The sequence below is a fragment of the Flavobacteriales bacterium genome, assembly GCA_016716605.1.
GTDB lineage: Bacteria > Bacteroidota > Bacteroidia > Flavobacteriales_F > PHOS-HE28 > PHOS-HE28.
On record JADJWA010000001.1, the window covers coordinates 2,792,166 to 2,806,677 of the forward strand.

At 55.1% G+C, this 14,512-nt stretch carries 15 protein-coding genes; 5 read left to right on the forward strand and 10 right to left on the reverse strand.

The features are described from left to right. Window positions 1-4: 4 nt before the first annotated feature. The 9 genes from IPM12_11275 to IPM12_11315 form a co-directional block, all read right to left on the reverse strand. Window positions 5-898 carry a DUF3347 domain-containing protein gene (locus IPM12_11275; GenBank protein MBK9148380.1) on the reverse strand — a complete coding sequence of 298 codons (894 nt, stop codon included), beginning with the start codon at window positions 896-898 and terminating at the stop codon, window positions 5-7. A gap of 29 nt (window positions 899-927) precedes the next feature. Beyond that, window positions 928-1,311 (reverse strand): copper chaperone, encoded by a 384-nt coding sequence (locus IPM12_11280; GenBank protein ID MBK9148381.1) that lies wholly within the window; start codon window positions 1,309-1,311, stop codon window positions 928-930. A 12-nt stretch (window positions 1,312-1,323) separates the two neighbouring features. Further along, window positions 1,324-2,064, reverse strand: coding sequence for a cation transporter (locus IPM12_11285; protein MBK9148382.1), 741 nt, complete (start codon window positions 2,062-2,064; stop codon window positions 1,324-1,326). 80 nt (window positions 2,065-2,144) lie between these two features. Continuing rightward, entirely contained in the window at window positions 2,145-2,672 is a 528-nt protein-coding gene (locus IPM12_11290) for a helix-turn-helix transcriptional regulator (GenBank protein MBK9148383.1), read from the reverse strand. Between the two features lie 66 nt (window positions 2,673-2,738). Then, a complete protein-coding gene (locus tag IPM12_11295; GenBank protein MBK9148384.1) occupies window positions 2,739-3,485 on the reverse strand; it encodes a T9SS type A sorting domain-containing protein in 747 nt (248 codons plus the stop codon). A gap of 47 nt (window positions 3,486-3,532) precedes the next feature. Continuing rightward, a complete protein-coding gene (locus IPM12_11300; protein MBK9148385.1) occupies window positions 3,533-5,002 on the reverse strand; it encodes a T9SS type A sorting domain-containing protein in 1,470 nt (489 codons plus the stop codon). Continuing rightward, window positions 5,002-5,739: a T9SS type A sorting domain-containing protein gene (locus IPM12_11305; protein ID MBK9148386.1), complete on the reverse strand. Its 738-nt coding sequence runs from the start codon at window positions 5,737-5,739 to the stop codon at window positions 5,002-5,004. Before IPM12_11305 ends, IPM12_11300 begins: the two co-directional genes overlap by 1 nt. A gap of 38 nt (window positions 5,740-5,777) precedes the next feature. Beyond that, window positions 5,778-7,571: a multicopper oxidase domain-containing protein gene (locus IPM12_11310; protein ID MBK9148387.1), complete on the reverse strand. Its 1,794-nt coding sequence runs from the start codon at window positions 7,569-7,571 to the stop codon at window positions 5,778-5,780. Between the two features lie 149 nt (window positions 7,572-7,720). Next, window positions 7,721-8,119, reverse strand: coding sequence for a hypothetical protein (locus IPM12_11315; GenBank protein MBK9148388.1), 399 nt, complete (start codon window positions 8,117-8,119; stop codon window positions 7,721-7,723). 157 nt (window positions 8,120-8,276) lie between these two features. Here IPM12_11315 and IPM12_11320 point away from each other — a divergent pair, with 157 nt between their 5' ends. Continuing rightward, a complete protein-coding gene (locus tag IPM12_11320; GenBank protein MBK9148389.1) occupies window positions 8,277-9,194 on the forward strand; it encodes a UbiA family prenyltransferase in 918 nt (305 codons plus the stop codon). A gap of 332 nt (window positions 9,195-9,526) precedes the next feature. On the opposite strand, the gene IPM12_11325 is transcribed toward IPM12_11320, so the two are convergent. Further along, entirely contained in the window at window positions 9,527-11,272 is a 1,746-nt protein-coding gene (locus IPM12_11325) for a hypothetical protein (protein ID MBK9148390.1), read from the reverse strand. A gap of 222 nt (window positions 11,273-11,494) precedes the next feature. On the opposite strand from IPM12_11325, the gene IPM12_11330 reads away from it, so the two are divergent. The 4 genes from IPM12_11330 (at window position 11,495) to IPM12_11345 (ending at window position 14,511) form a co-directional block, all read left to right on the forward strand. Further along, window positions 11,495-12,088: a hypothetical protein gene (locus IPM12_11330; GenBank protein MBK9148391.1), complete on the forward strand. Its 594-nt coding sequence runs from the start codon at window positions 11,495-11,497 to the stop codon at window positions 12,086-12,088. 139 nt (window positions 12,089-12,227) lie between these two features. Beyond that, window positions 12,228-12,833, forward strand: coding sequence for a hypothetical protein (locus IPM12_11335; GenBank protein ID MBK9148392.1), 606 nt, complete (start codon window positions 12,228-12,230; stop codon window positions 12,831-12,833). Between the two features lie 28 nt (window positions 12,834-12,861). Then, window positions 12,862-13,599 carry a nucleotide-binding protein gene (locus IPM12_11340; GenBank protein MBK9148393.1) on the forward strand — a complete coding sequence of 246 codons (738 nt, stop codon included), beginning with the start codon at window positions 12,862-12,864 and terminating at the stop codon, window positions 13,597-13,599. Window positions 13,600-13,692: 93 nt separating this feature from the next. Beyond that, the gene (locus IPM12_11345; protein ID MBK9148394.1) at window positions 13,693-14,511 is read left to right on the forward strand and encodes a hypothetical protein; all 819 of its coding nucleotides are present in this window, start codon (window positions 13,693-13,695) and stop codon (window positions 14,509-14,511) included. The last annotated feature ends 1 nt before the right edge of the window (window position 14,512 follow it).

A 14,512-nucleotide genomic window follows, 5' to 3' on the forward strand; every position in this document is an offset into this window, starting at 1 on the left:
GTTTTTATTCTATCGTCTCTTGCAAGCTCCCGCAGCCCAGCATCATGCTGCCATAGAAGGGGTTCTTGATCTCCTTGTCCTTGCTCAACCAATCGGAGCCCCCGTTGTACATGGGGCAATGGTCGAGGTAGATCGCAACTTCCTTCGGCGCGGCCTTGGCCAGTTGCACCATGGCGGGAGTTAGCTTGGCGAAGAGGTCACGCTGCTTGCCCAGATCGCTTGTCTCGGAAAGCGGATGCAGGTGGGGCATGGCTGCGGACATCACCTGCGGCCAAACCATCCGCACGTTCTCAGGAATCGACTTGTCGTCCACCGAGTGCATCGCGCCATCCAGTTCCTCCGCATGTTCCTTAGCGGCTGCCGCATCGGAGGCCACAAGCGCATCCTTCAGTTTGAAGTAGGCATCGAACACAGCCTGCAATGAAGCCGCTGTAGCCTTGGGGTGCTGCGTCGCTGAGTGATCATGTCCACTGGGCCCCATGTCCTTTTCTTCTGCGTGCGCCGCATGCTCGACGGGGGCGGTGGCCGTTGCGTGCTTGTCCGTCTCGGCAGGGTGCTTCATGGTGCGTTCGTATTGGCAGCAGCCAGGTAGTTGCGCGTAGGCCGCATCGGGGGCGAGATAGTTGGGCGTATCGTACCCAGCTTGGGCAATTCGCTTCAGGATCGCATCCAAGTTGGTCCGCGTGCTGTCATAGGCGATCGTGGCCTGCTTGGTATCAGGGTCCCAGTTCACCTGGGCTTCGCCATTCACATTGCCCGCTTTCTCGATCCGTTCTTCGCACATTCCGCAATCGCCATCGATGCGCAGGGAAACGGTGCGTGTGTTCTTCATCTGGGCCGCGCAACTTGAAAGAAGGGCGAAGCTCACAGAGGCAAGCAATAGGTTCAGGGCTTTCATGTTCATGGTCTTTGTGGTCGGTTCGGAGATCAATGCCCGTGCCGCTTGTCACTTGGGGTGGGCGGTTTCACATCTTTTCCCGTTCGCTCGTACTGGCAGCACTCAGGCAGTTCGCTGTATGCGCTGTCTGGCGCAATGAATGATTGGTTGTCATATCCCGCAGCCGCGATGCGCATGAGCACGGCGTTCAATGAAGTGCGCGTGCTGTCATAGGTGATCGTCGCATGCCGAGTTTCCTTGTCCCAATCTGCTTCGGACAACCCTTCCACAAGGGCGGCCTGTTCGATCGTTTCCTCGCACATACTGCAATTGCCGTTGATGAGCACCTCGGCTTCTTGTGCGTTCTGGATGGTCGAGCAGGAACCAAGCAAACCGATGAGGGGTAGGATGAGCAAAGTCGTGCGCGTCGCCATGGGTCGTTCGTTTCAGGTTGAATGTGTCCCCAAAACCGTCATCGCGGCGCTCATGGCCACCATGAGGAGGTCTTCCACCAGCGTCACTTTGCTCAGTGGCAACTTGAAGATGGTCCCCAAGCACGCGCATTGGAAGGGGGAGTTCCTCATCACTTGTTGCACCACACCGATACTGCTGACACCCATCACAACGAGTGTAACGGCATTGGTGATCGGAGAGAGGGGAGCCACCACGTAAGAGATACCAAGCCCCAGTTCGATGAAAGGATAGATGAGGCCGTATGCGGGTATGCGCTTGGCGATCACATCGTATGTGGCATAGCCCTCCGCGAAACCGCGAACGTCAAGCATTTTGAAGAACGAGAACGTGAGGAAGAAGGCTGCCATGAAGGCGCCCATCCAGTGCATCGGGTCAAAGCCACCTCGTGCGACCTGCACCAGTGTGGCCGCTCCTGCGATGTAGGCGAATAGCAGGTAAATAGGCTTGAATGAGGTCGCCTCTACTTGTTGTGGATCACTGGCAATGACCCTTGGGATCGAGTGCCCGTTCTCGCTAAGACTGAAGTTACCCGCGTTCGCTACGGTCTTGGCCAGCACAGAAGTGTTCACATGTGCTGACATGGTGACGATCGCCAACGGTGGGTTCTGGGTCACGTCGGCATTAGTGATACCAGGGATGCTCTGAAGCGCGGTTCTCACTTTGGCTACGCAATTGCCACAGGTGAGCCCTTGGATGGAATAGGTGTGGATCATGGTCGCTTTGTTTGGTACAAAGCTCCAGTCACGACCACCGCGACTTGTTATAGGATGATGGATAAGAGTTACACCTTCCATCAGTGCTCCGTGTTCACCTTGTCGATCGCCTTACGCCGTTCAGCCCCGATGCGCTTGAAATGCGAAGGGCTGTGCCCAACGAACTGGGCGAACTGATTGCTCAGGTGCTGTACGCTGCTATAGCCCAGCCGATCCGCGATCTCTGTCAGGTTCAATTCGTCGTATACAAGCAGTTCCTTCGCCCGCTCCAACCGCAATAGGTTATGGTAGCGCTCGATGCTCGTTCCTTCCACTTGCGAGAAGAGCTTGCTAAGTCCTGAGTACTCCATGCCCATGTCGCGGGCCAGCCATGCGGAGAGTTTCTCCTTGCTGCGTTGCATGGCATGCTCCTTTACATGTTGTTGTAGCAGGAGTTTGACGCGTTCCACCTTCTGCACGCGCCTGTCATCTATCAGCTCGAAACCGATCTCTGCTAGGCGGGTGGCAAGTCTTTCGCGTTGAGCACCAGTCAAGGGGTTGGTCAAGTTCACCTCACCAAGGTTCACGTGCGTGTACCCGATATCCACTTCGTCCAACAAGCGACGCACGGCCGTCCGACATCGGTCGCAGACCATGTTCCGTATATGCAGCCCGTGTTCGGGTTCCTTCATGGATCACCGCTTTACGAAGCAACCTACCTCGCGTGACATGTCGGCGGTGGTAAGTTCCAAGGTGTACAAACCAGCAGGTAGAGCGCTCACGTCCAGCGTGGCACCGTTGATTCCCCGATTGAGCAGTACTAGACGGCCATGGACGTCCGTCACCTTCGCCGTGAAGTAAGAGCCCTTCAGGTTCAGCGTGGTAGATGCAGGGTTCGGGCCTAGAGTGATCCTTCGGGTTCCGTTCTCGGTAATGCTGTTCGCATCCATCAGCGCCTGATCGATGGCATCGGTGATGATGCCGTTGAGCCCGACGGCATAGCCTAGATGCACATAGTAGACCCCATGTGAATTTCCCCCACCGAGCACCACGATCGTGGGCATGCCCATGCCACCATAGTAGGTAGTCTGATCGCTCATGCCCGCGAATACGGGATGAGTGACACCGCCCGTCACAGCCCAATCCGTGATCTCCATGCAAGTGATGTCATCGCTGAACCCGATGCTATAGAACTTCACCCGCGCAGGATCGGTGGTGTTCGGTATCACGTTCTCCGCTATCTCCACCGTGGCGGGTGCGCAATCGGGGCATTGCATCATGACGAGATCGAGGACCACCACATTCCCAGCGTCCAACTCACTGAAGAGGTGATGCGAGGCGCCGCCGCAATCGTCAGCGATGAAGTCGAGTGCGGTTGTCTGTGCGTTCGTTTCCGCGATCACCCAAAGACACGCGGTCACAAGCAGATTCCTGGAGTTCATCTTGTTGGCATCAACTCGGTGAAATGGTGTGTAGCTCGGGTTGTGGTCTATTGTTTCACGAAGTGACCGACTGCACGCGACTTGTCCGCGGCCGTGAACGCTATGATGTAATGGCCTGTAGGAAGCGAATTCACATCCACCACGCCCCCTGACAATGGAGCGTTCCGCATCACGATGCTTCCTTCAGCATCGGTCACATCAGCGGTGATGTAGCGAAGGGGGATATTAATCTCGGTACTGGCGGGGTTGGGCCAAAGAAGGATTAGCTCACTACGACGGGTGACGGGTAGCAAGCCCACACTTGTGCCGATCACCGCTTTCCGATAGCGCACCTGACCAAGACCTGCTTCGCTCCAAACGATGTGGAACGCTCCATTGGAATACGCGATATCAGGTGTCTTCTGAGCACCAGCTAGGTCTATGTTCACCGTGTCTGGCTCGCTAAGACCTAGAACTCCTGTTGTGCTCCAACTGAACAGGATCTCGCTCTGTCCGCTCATGGTCTGCTGCCACACCACCCCGAGCGTGTCTCCGCTGCCAGCAATACGAGGAAAGTTCTGTTGCAAGCTCATCGGCTGGCCCGCGTGCAGTCTGTACTGCTCGCCCAGTGTCAGATCTGTTGCCAATGCGCTTCCCAGATAGACCTTGGTTCCGTTGTTGGCTCCTGACATCCACACGAAGCGAACGCTGTCGCCGTCGAGATAGCCATCGGGTCCACTGGAAGGACAGGCGGCCAGTACCCATCCTGTGGTATCGACTACGGATCCAAAGGGAAAGCTCGCTCCGTCATCGGTGGAAGACGCGCCACATATCACGCGCACATCGGATCCTGCATTGCGGTAGAGCGCCACAACATGATCGGGATCGGCTATGATTTGGTTCGGACAGCAATCGCAGACATTGCCAGGTAAGAACGGAGTGCTGACCTGCACAGGTGTCATGAACGCGCCTCCCATCATGCGCGTTACGACCTGTCTTGCCCCAGCAAAACCACCATCGAACTGCATGTATTGGACCACTGGCGCATCGGAATCGGAGACATCGATGGAAGGGAAGCGCGAGACCAGTCCATCCAAAGGCTCCACGCGCATTGTATCCCCCCATGTGAAGCCACCGTCATCAGAACGGCGGACGTAAATGGGCATGCTCTCCTCAGGAGCGGCTTTCATCACCACCCACACGCTATTCCCCGCGGAGGCGATGCTGCTTCCCATCCAATCGGCAATGGCGGGCATGAATCCCGTGCTCAACTGGACGGGAGCATTGAACGCCGCTCCATTACCTACGGCAACATGGTTTGCCATCGGCGAATTATCGCCCCAGAGCACAACGGGATCATTATTCGCGTTCAGTGCAATACGCGGCCGAAGTGCGCCGTGGTCCAAAGCGTTGCAATCGATCGCTTGCTCCCAGAAGAGCACAGGTTCTTGGGCCAATGACGCGTGGCCGAATACCACAGAGCCAAAGACCACTGCGGCACTCTGCCTTAACACGGAAATGAGTTGGCTGTGCTTCATCACTGTTTCATAAAACGGCCTACGGCGTGCGACTTGTCCGCTGCGATGAGTTCCAAGGTGTACTGCCCAGAGGCAAGTGTGCTCACGTCCAGAGAGGTGCCGTTCGGGATGTTATTCAGCACGACACGGCCATGCATGTCGATCACTTTGGCCGAGGTGTAACTTCCATTCAAGTTCAGCACGCTGCCAACTGGATTCGGGCCAAGGGTGATGGAACGAGCACTGTTCTCTTCAACACCGTTCGCATCCAGCAAGGCGGTGTTGATAGCCGATATGATCGTCGGGTTGTCGCTGGCACTATGGCCCAGCTCATTGTAGTACACGCCGTGGGTGGCTCCGCCGCCGAGCACGATCACGGTGGGCATGCCCATGCCACCGTAGTAGGTGGTCTGTGCGCTCATGCCCCCGAATACGGGATGGGTGAAGCCGTTGGTCGTTGCCCACGAGGTGATCTGCGCACAAGTGACGGAGTTCGAGAACCCAATTGAGTAGAACTTCACCATGGCGGGGTTCGATGTGTTCGGGATCACATCATCGACGATGGCATGCGTTGCGGGAATGCACGAAGGGCAGCCCATCATCACCAGGTCGATCACCACGCAATAGCCTGCGTCGAGGTCACTGAACAGGGTGTGCGAGGCTCCCGCGCAGTCGTTCGCGGTGAAATCCAATGCGGTCGTTTGGGCACGCATGCCCGTTGCGGCAAGCAGTGCGATCGAGAGGTACAGGTGTTTCATGTTCGGCGAGGTTTGAGTGTTTGGATGTTTGTTTCTGTTCAATGCGTAATGATCACTGGACGCACCAGCCGTTGGCCTGTCTTTTCAGTGATCGAGAGTAGGTAGGAGCCTGAGGCGAGGCCTCCAACATGAGTGAAGGAGGCGCCATTCTGGGCGGTGATCGTTTCGTAGTGGACCACACGGCCCATGGGGTCGATCAGGCGAACCTCGGCGTTGCCTTTGATGGTTGGCATAAGCAGGTTCAACTCGCCCGTGCTCGGGTTCGGCCAGACCATCAGCGCATCAGTCATGTTATGCTCATCAACCGCATTGGGATCGACCACGACGAATTGCCCCATCATGCCTTCGTCCTCATGCATCAACATGTGACAGTGGTACATGTAGGGCATGTCGGGATCGGCGAAGTCCTCGAAGCGCATGATCACTCGGGCGCTGCCCATGGGCGGCACGTACACCACATCCTTCCAACCCGTTTCCCAGGGATCAGGTGCCAAGCCATTACGATCGAGGATGTTGAACTGCACGTCGTGGATATGCACGGGATGCCCCGACATGGTGCTGTTGGTGAACTCCCAGATCTCGGTGTTGCCCAATGGGATTGTGACATTGATCACATCCATGTCCATCATGACACCGTTGATCGTAAACGGTCCTTCGATCATGCCCATGGACCCCATGACCTCGGGCGCTAGAACGAAGGAGCGGGTTTCATCCGCGTCGGCTTCATTCAGCGGATCCATTGGAATGAGCGAAGAGGGGATCGACGTGATGGGATCAGGGGTGGGCGATCCAACGGTGAACGATACAAGTGGGAAGTCTGCGCCATTGAGGGCGTTCTCTTGATAGCCGTCGAGGAAGGCCGAACCGTCGCCAACCTGCGGAGAGCCCACGATGCCGTTCGGTAACTCGCTCGCGTAGCTCATCAATTGAAAGGAATTGCCTTCCATGCCATTGAGGTCCATCAGTAGTTCAAGTCGTTCGCCAGGCATCAGGCGAGCGCGCGTCAAGGAGACAGGCGAGGCAAGTAGGCCGCCGTCCGTGCCGATCACGTGGAAGTTCATCCCGTTGTCGAAGCCCAGTAGGAAGGTGCGTTCAGAACTACCGTTCAAGCAGCGGAGGCGCACGATCTGTGCGGGCAGTTCCTTCCATGCGTTGCGCACGCCGTTGGCGATCACCACACTGTCCAAACCCGTATGCAACATGATCTCCCCCGCGACTATGGGCTTCGTCTGAAGGATCAAGGGGATGTCATCCACGCCATAGGTGCGGGGCAAAGCCAGTGCAGCTTCCTGCGGGTCACGCACGATGATCATTCCTGCAAGTCCCTTGCTTACTTGATAGTCTGTCAGCCCGATGCCGTGCGGATGGTACCAGAATGTGCTGGCTCGGTTCATCACCGTGAACGTTGGGCTCCACGTGCTCGAAGGCATGATCATGGAGTGCGGGCCTCCATCGTTCGCCGCGCTCACATGCAAGCCATGCCAATGCGTCGTGGTGAGGTCGGGCATGGTGTTCGTAACGTTCAGTGTCATGGGTTGCCCTTGTTGTAGGATGAGCGTTGGCCCCAACAGGTCGCCGTTGTAGCCGTAGGTGGGTATCACCTCGCCAGGATGGAACTCCCAGGTTCCCTCCTGTATGGTGAGGTCAATGGTCGATCCACTCAACGTATCGGGTATCGGGAGCGCGTTCTGTGCGAACGTGGAGAAGGTGGAAAGCACGATCCCGAAGACCAGCGTTGCACGACATGCTGACGCACTAGACCCCTGCAACGGGTGCAAGCGGATCCGCGGATAGCGCAGATCGAATTTGCTCAGCACCTTGTTCATGCTCATGACCCAAGGCGATGCATTGCGGCTTTCTACGTTGGGCCGTTGATTCGCCCCGTCCTGTTCTATTGGCATTGTTGGTCCTTCAAATTCGATCGGTTGAAATGCACGCGCTCCGATGCGCTGTGCATCAGAGCTATCCGAACGAAAGAGGACTATAGGCGGAGAATGCCGAGTTCCACCAAGCCATCAAGGATGGATCCTCGGAGCGGCGGTTTGTGAGCGAACCAAGAAAGGGGTTCAACGGGTCGGGTCGGGGCAACGTATGCCACATAACCGATGCTCACCCATGTGGCAATGTCTGGAACATGCGTGGCGGCTGTACGTTGCTGCACATCCAGTACCGCTTGCACCTTGCTGAAGGTGCAGCAGAGATTGCCCACGGTGGGTACCTCGCTCGTAGCTTCCTCGTGCATGCAGCAACTCTTCGCGGTACCCCAATGGGCTGTAGTGCGGCCCGTGTCGGCGCAGTGCATCTGCCAGAGGGCAGGAATGCACTGGGCCGTAAGCAGCAGCAAGGCTACAGGCAGGGCGAAAAGGCGGAGCGCACGCATGACGGACACAATGTTACGCGCTGTGCCCCCCCTGCCGACCGTCAGCAAGCGTGTTTTCTTGGATTGCTGGGCTTATGGCAGCAGGAGCCTGCACAAACATCAGCTTGGTTCCATACTGGGCGTACAACATGTCGGAACGGGCGTGGTAAGTTGCACCGTGCGCTTACTTACCGCCATTTCTCGATTTGCTCGCCCCAAGACCGTTCTCTGGTTCACGGTTTCCACGGTCATGGGCTTCAGCGCTCTTTTGCTATCAGCTCCTCCGCCCGCCAGGTTCTTCTTCGTGCTGCTTCCCATTATCCTGTTGAACGTCGGATCGATCATCACCAACGACATCGCTGACTTCTCCGTCGATAGACATAGCCCAGATCCTGCAAAGACGAGCCGACCATTGGTTTCTGGCCTCGTGAACATCAACGAGGCCATCGTGATCGCATCCCTCTCATTCGGTATGGCACTGATCATGTCGGCCTTCATCAGCAGATGGACGTTTCTTTTTTCTGTGGCCATCACCATCCTTGCCGTTGTCTACTCCCTACCGCCATTCAAGCTCTCTTCGAGCCGTTTAGGAAGCCTGCTCTTCTGGCCATTCATGTGTGTGGTTTGCTACGCTTTCTGGATCTGTCTGGTAGATGAGGCGGCCCCTACTTCTCCCGAAGGCAACCTGTTGTGGCGGAAACCCGAGGGCTGGATGTTCCTTGGTGCGGTCGTCACGTTCATGGGCGTTGGCGAAATAATCTCCAAAGACCTGCGCGACCTGGATTGTGATAGACTGGGAGGCAGGCGCACTTTCGTTGAATCGTTGAAGCTTGAGCATTCTACACGTCTTATGGCGCTCTCCTGTTGGTTGGGCGCGGGCCTTTGGGTAGGCACGCTCTACATGACGGGCAGAACTGCCACCGTACCATCCGTCCTACTACTCATAGTTAGCGTTGACTGGTGTATCAAGCTGACCCGCTCGTCCCAGACCCTTCGTCAGGCCTATGATCGCCAGTTGGCTATGGCCATTCACGAGCAATGGACGCGTGTTTACGCGGTCATGCAGTTCCTTACCGCAGCTACCTTTATTGTCTAGAACCGATCACATGAAAGCACGGATACACATCTTCATTGCGCGAGGGTTGCTTGCGTTGGCGGTCTTGTTCCTGCTTCTCTCATGGGGAATGAGGAGCGGAGGTACGCTCATGGGAATGGACCAAGGGCATTTATTCCATGACGCAGGAATGTTCGCGTTGCTCAGTATCGCCGTCTTCGCTGACGCGTATTTCCATTTGAGACGACAGTAGCTCGGTTTCGGTCGTCGTCTGCTGATCAACTGGATGCGTTCGGCGAGAGTCTCACGAGCACGGGTCCAGACCAACATCGCTCATCCATGCATTGTCCACCGATCTCGCGTCACGCAGGTTCTCAGTACAGTTCGGGAAAGAGAACCTGTGCAAGTCGCATCACCCTTGGGCTTTGCTCGGGTTTCAGAAAGTAGTAGCGGTCGATTTTCCGTTGGATACCTCCGTTCTTATCCTCGGAGAATTGGATCTTGTCCTGGCCATACACGATCATAGCCTTGAGATAGAGGTCTCCGATGTCCTTGTGGTACTCCAGAACGTTGTGCGTTAGCTCTCGCAGATTGCCGAAGTCATAGTAGACGCAAGCACCGATCTTCAAGGAAAGAAGGGCAAGGAGCGGCTCAGCGCTTGACTTGACTGCTCCAATGCGCGGTGGGTCTGGCCAACGGTTAAGGAGCCAGCCATATCCCCACTTCCTTAGGGCTTCCTTTTGCTCAACACTCGACCTTTCAATGTTCTCTGTTTTAATGGTCTCAAGGAGTTTTTCGTCCGCCTCTGTCGAGTCATAGCCCTTTCGGAACAGGCATGTGCTGTAGCGGTGAAATTCAGTCCATGGCAGCCGAAGAAGATAGTGGAGTAGGGGCTCGTCATTCACACGAAGCTCGGCGGTGTTGATCCAGATGTGATCGATGTTGAAGAGGTACTCAATCACGAATGGCTTGTGGCGTTTGGTCAACAGACTTGATACCCAGCCAACATTTCTGTCCCACAAGCCCAGCTTATCATTCAGGCTCGCGACCATCTCGGAGTTCATGTTGAGGATAGGATCATGATCATAGCCAGGTGGAGGAAAGAAGCCATGCTGATAGCCGTCCTTTATGAATTGGACCGCATGTTCCACGGAACTCTGGAATTGCCTTTGGCGACTTTCATGTTCTTCTATCTCAAACGCCTCCTGTCGAGCCTGCTCCTCTTGCGCCCGTCGCTCCTCATCTGCCTTCAGCGCAGCCTCCATCCGCTCGGCCAGTTCGCCTTCAAGCCGCTTCTTTTCGGCGCCTGAATCATGGAAGAATACCTCGACAGGGTTCGTGTGATAGGTCAATTCCGCCAGCGTTGCTGTCTCACAATGCCATGAATGGGATAGTTCCAAGTCTTCCAGATGGAACCTCTGATAGAAGCACTTCAAAACAAGTTCGCCCTGCCGCTTTGATGCGGCCATGGCTTCATTGTCAAGAACAAAAAGGTTGAAATTCCGATTGTAGTAGACGTCCTTCTGGAAGAACAAGTGCTGCTCTTCATCACTACCGAAATGAGCGAAGACCCAGATGAGGTGGATGCCGCGTTCGGCATAGAAGATGGTCCGTGCGACGATGACGCTTAGGAAGTCCTTGCTGATCTGTAGCTCGAAGGCGATCTTTCTGTCTGGGAATGCGGCCAACACATCGGGTTTCCGCCAGTCCCTTGAAACCGCCCTGTCCTTGTAAACCTTGTCCACATGGACGGATAGCACATCTGGTTGCTTGGATAGAGTATGGCCAATGAAGTTCTTCAGTTCAAAGTGCTTGTCGCCCTCCTTCTGGCCATTGTACTGTATGCGGTAGATCTGTTCCTTGGACAGATGGTGTTTTGTCTTGATTGAGCACTGCGGTGAATCACGCAGGTGCTGGAAGTACCAATGGGTACCAGTGTGACTTACGCGAGCGCGGACAGTGACGGGCGTTTTGCATTCGGTGCAGACGTAGTGAGGTGCGTGTCGCTGAATGCCCTCCTCTACATCCTTGCGGAGTTGGAAAATCTCCGCTTCTCTCTTGTGTTGGTCAGCGAAGACGACATTGGCATCCAAGACCTTGCCTGCGGATCGCTCCAGCACGAATTGAATGTGTCGTGGTGCGTGATCGCGGGGCATGGTGGCGCTGTCGTGCTTGCTGAAAGTATGCCACGAAATTGATTTTGACGCGAATTGGCCTTAGTCGAGACAGTGCTAACGGTTCGATCTGGGTGAAGTCGCGCATGACCTTGACCTTTTCAGATTTGCGAATCGCTGTAAGCGCATCCCTGTGCTGTTGTCGAAGCTACTTTCGAACAGTCAAACATGAGCACCAAAAGAAAAGCAATGGAGTGGTGGCATTATCTCTTGGCCAACGCGGGAGTAACAGGCGCGATCGGATTTCTCTTTAAGGTCTGGATCGAGCATGGTCGCGATCGGAAGTTGGAAGAGTTCAAGGCAGTATTGGAACGCGACACCTCGGCAGTTAGGCAACTGCAAGAGCAGCGTGCGCAAGCCATTCGTGCCGTGTACTATGACATGACCAAGTATATGATGCGTTTCCCTGAGGTGGCCTCTCGCTTGAGAGGCATTCGCGCAGTTGAGGAGCGGGAGCGTCTCATCATGAAGTTGCAGCGGATGATGACCAATCTCCATTGCACAATTCTGGCCAACACGCTCTACTTCACCGATAAGGAAGCTGCGACCATCAATGGTCTCCTCACTTCGACTAAGGAATACGAGGCCCGATGCTTTGCGCTTCCCGAAGCTGGCGATCCTGATTTAGAGAAAGAACTAAAGAAGGACATGGATGAATTTGTCCGAAGCAGGTGGCTGGTCGCGTTGAACGCCATGGCCGATGAGTTCCAACGGATACTGGGGGTATCGGCATTGAGCACTTCGAATGGTTTCGTGAAGTGAATCGCTGTCGGTCCAATTGATTGAACACACTATGACGCAACGAACGGAAGATGACCTAAAGGCAGAATGGAAGGCCGTGCTGGGCCAAGAGAAGGGGGCATACTATCACCACTTCTGGCACCAGTTGCATCACTTGCACATGGTCTGGCGTGAGCTACGCACAATGCTTGACCAGAAGCAGGAGGCATTGGGTGTGGTGAATGCAACCATTCCACATTTCTGGTCTGTAGCGGCCAATAGCATGTGGAAGGAAGTGATCGTGGGGGTGTGCGGTTATTCTGATTCCGTGCCGAATGATCGTACGCGCAAGCCCGATAGCGTGAGCTTCCCCTTTTGGCTGGAAGACCACACGTCAAACCTGACCGATGACCAGAAGAAGGAACTAGCTACGGTAGTGAGCAAGTACAAGAGCGGTTTAGCCCCTTTGCGTCATGCACGCGACAAGTATCTCGGTCACTGGAACGCCGAGGAATGGTTCACAAAGAATCCGCCACAGATAAGGCCTGAGTTCGTGGAGCGAACCTTGAATGACATTACGGCTGTGCTCAACTTGATTGAAACTCAGAACGGGCTTAGTCCATGGACATATGGTGGTGGACCCTCACCAATGGGAGGAGCCGAAAATCTAATGACCTGTCTTCGCGAAGTGATAAGTGCCTGGGACGAGAAGGTCCGCCTACAAGCCGAGAATCGTGCGCAGTACCGTGCCGAACGGGAGAGGCGACAGGCGGAAGCCGCTGAGTAGCGGATATCTTCACCTTCGAGCTACTGCCATGATCTCCAGAAAGCAACTTAGACGCATCGCTGACGAGGTATACATGCTGCCCTATTATGACGGGGCGAAGAAGCGATTCAAGGAATACCTAGGCACCGTGGGTAAACACATCAGCGAGCAGCGGTATCCGAATGAAGCTGAGTACCAGAGGGAGCTTGATCGAATGAACGAATTGGTCAAGGAGATCGGCACTTTCTTTCTCGATGACGAAGCTGAGGAGCGCCATCATAGCAAGGTTCAACGTGGCATTCGCCATTTCATCCATCGGCTGCTCAGCCACCATCCAAGGATCTTTGTGGTGCATGGGCGGAATGTGGATGTGCGCAATGCCATCACTTCCATGCTCGGTAAGCTGAAGATGGACTATGAAGTGCTTGAAGACCGAACAAGCTCAGGTGCTACCGTTATCGAGAAGTTCCTGAACTGCGCGGAGGAGTGTGACTTCGCAATCGTTCTAATGACCGCTGATGATGAAGGAGGTATCCGAGGAGCGAACCAGATGGTGCTCAGGGCTCGTCAGAATGTCATCCTCGAACTCGGCTATTTCATAAGCAGAGTTGGTCGAAAGAAGATCATCATAATGCAGGAGGATGGAGTTCACATCGAGTGGCCCTCGGACCTGAATGGCATAGTGCGCATCCCATACGACCGTGGAGGAGGTTGGAAGCGTAGCGTGCTAAAGGAATTGGAGGCTGCCGATGTATACCTCCACCCGACCTATGCTCGGGCCGTGTAAGCACTTAGTTGAATTTGGGAGCTTCCACAGCGCCCGTCACAACGTAACGTCCCAAGGCTTAGAGTGTGCAACTCCTAGAGGATTCCTTTGGTGTTGGAACTGCAATCTTTTTCTGATAGACTTGACAGCACAGGATCGACGGATTTTATGGCAACCACCCCAAAAAAGCGAGTATCAGGTCATGGACGGCGTTTTCTACGGGATGCGTTTATCCATGATCAAAGTGTGCTACGCGCTGAGCTAGAACGCGCACGATTCAGCATCACGCACCCCACGCGCAAGGGGGAAGTTTCCGAGAAGCATGTTATTGATACCCTGCGACGCTACCTACCCCAGAGGTATTGCGTTGAATCCGCTATCATTATCGACAGTGCGGGGAGAACCAGTGATGCAATCGATGTGGTGATTTTCGATCGCCATTTTACGCCGACGTTGCTTGACCAAAAGAGTTTTGCCTATGTGCCTGCGGAAGCGGTCTATGCGGTCTTCGAGGTCAAGCAGGACCTCAATGGCCCAATGCTCGCATACGCATCTGAAAAGGCCGCTTCCGTCCGAAGAATGAAGCGAACTTCAGTTGGGTACATGAATGGAGATGTCCCGATGAAGCCCAAACCCCAGATCGACATCATCGCTGGTATTGTTGCCCTAGAGGCGACACTTACCCTGCAAACGGCGAAGGGGTTGGCAAAGGCATTGCTCCCCCTCGCGGGTGACGGCATCTTGAATTGCGGTCTGGCGGTGAAAGGTTGCTCCTTCGACACCTTTACTGCTGGGACCATCACGATAAGTAACCAAGAGACGGCCTTGATGCATTTCCTTTTCAGACTGCTAGGACGCCTTCAGATCGTAGGCAGTGTTCCAGCGGTCAATTGGGCTGAGTATGCCAAGGTGCTCACTGTGCGCAAATCATAAC

Bases quoted from the DNA above. Each gene is read 5' to 3' on its own strand.
- IPM12_11275 (MBK9148380.1), bottom strand. From the start codon at position 898: ATGAAAGCCCTGAACCTATTGCTTGCCTCTGTGAGCTTCGCCCTTCTT.
- IPM12_11280 (MBK9148381.1), bottom strand. From the start codon at position 1,311: ATGGCGACGCGCACGACTTTGCTCATCCTACCCCTCATCGGTTTGCTT.
- IPM12_11285 (MBK9148382.1), bottom strand. From the start codon at position 2,064: ATGATCCACACCTATTCCATCCAAGGGCTCACCTGTGGCAATTGCGTA.
- IPM12_11295 (MBK9148384.1), bottom strand. From the start codon at position 3,485: ATGAACTCCAGGAATCTGCTTGTGACCGCGTGTCTTTGGGTGATCGCG.
- IPM12_11300 (MBK9148385.1), bottom strand. From the start codon at position 5,002: ATGAAGCACAGCCAACTCATTTCCGTGTTAAGGCAGAGTGCCGCAGTG.
- IPM12_11305 (MBK9148386.1), bottom strand. From the start codon at position 5,739: ATGAAACACCTGTACCTCTCGATCGCACTGCTTGCCGCAACGGGCATG.
- IPM12_11310 (MBK9148387.1), bottom strand. From the start codon at position 7,571: ATGAGCATGAACAAGGTGCTGAGCAAATTCGATCTGCGCTATCCGCGG.
- IPM12_11315 (MBK9148388.1), bottom strand. From the start codon at position 8,119: ATGCGTGCGCTCCGCCTTTTCGCCCTGCCTGTAGCCTTGCTGCTGCTT.
- IPM12_11330 (MBK9148391.1), top strand. From the start codon at position 11,495: ATGAGCACCAAAAGAAAAGCAATGGAGTGGTGGCATTATCTCTTGGCC.
- IPM12_11335 (MBK9148392.1), top strand. From the start codon at position 12,228: ATGGTCTGGCGTGAGCTACGCACAATGCTTGACCAGAAGCAGGAGGCA.
- IPM12_11340 (MBK9148393.1), top strand. From the start codon at position 12,862: ATGATCTCCAGAAAGCAACTTAGACGCATCGCTGACGAGGTATACATG.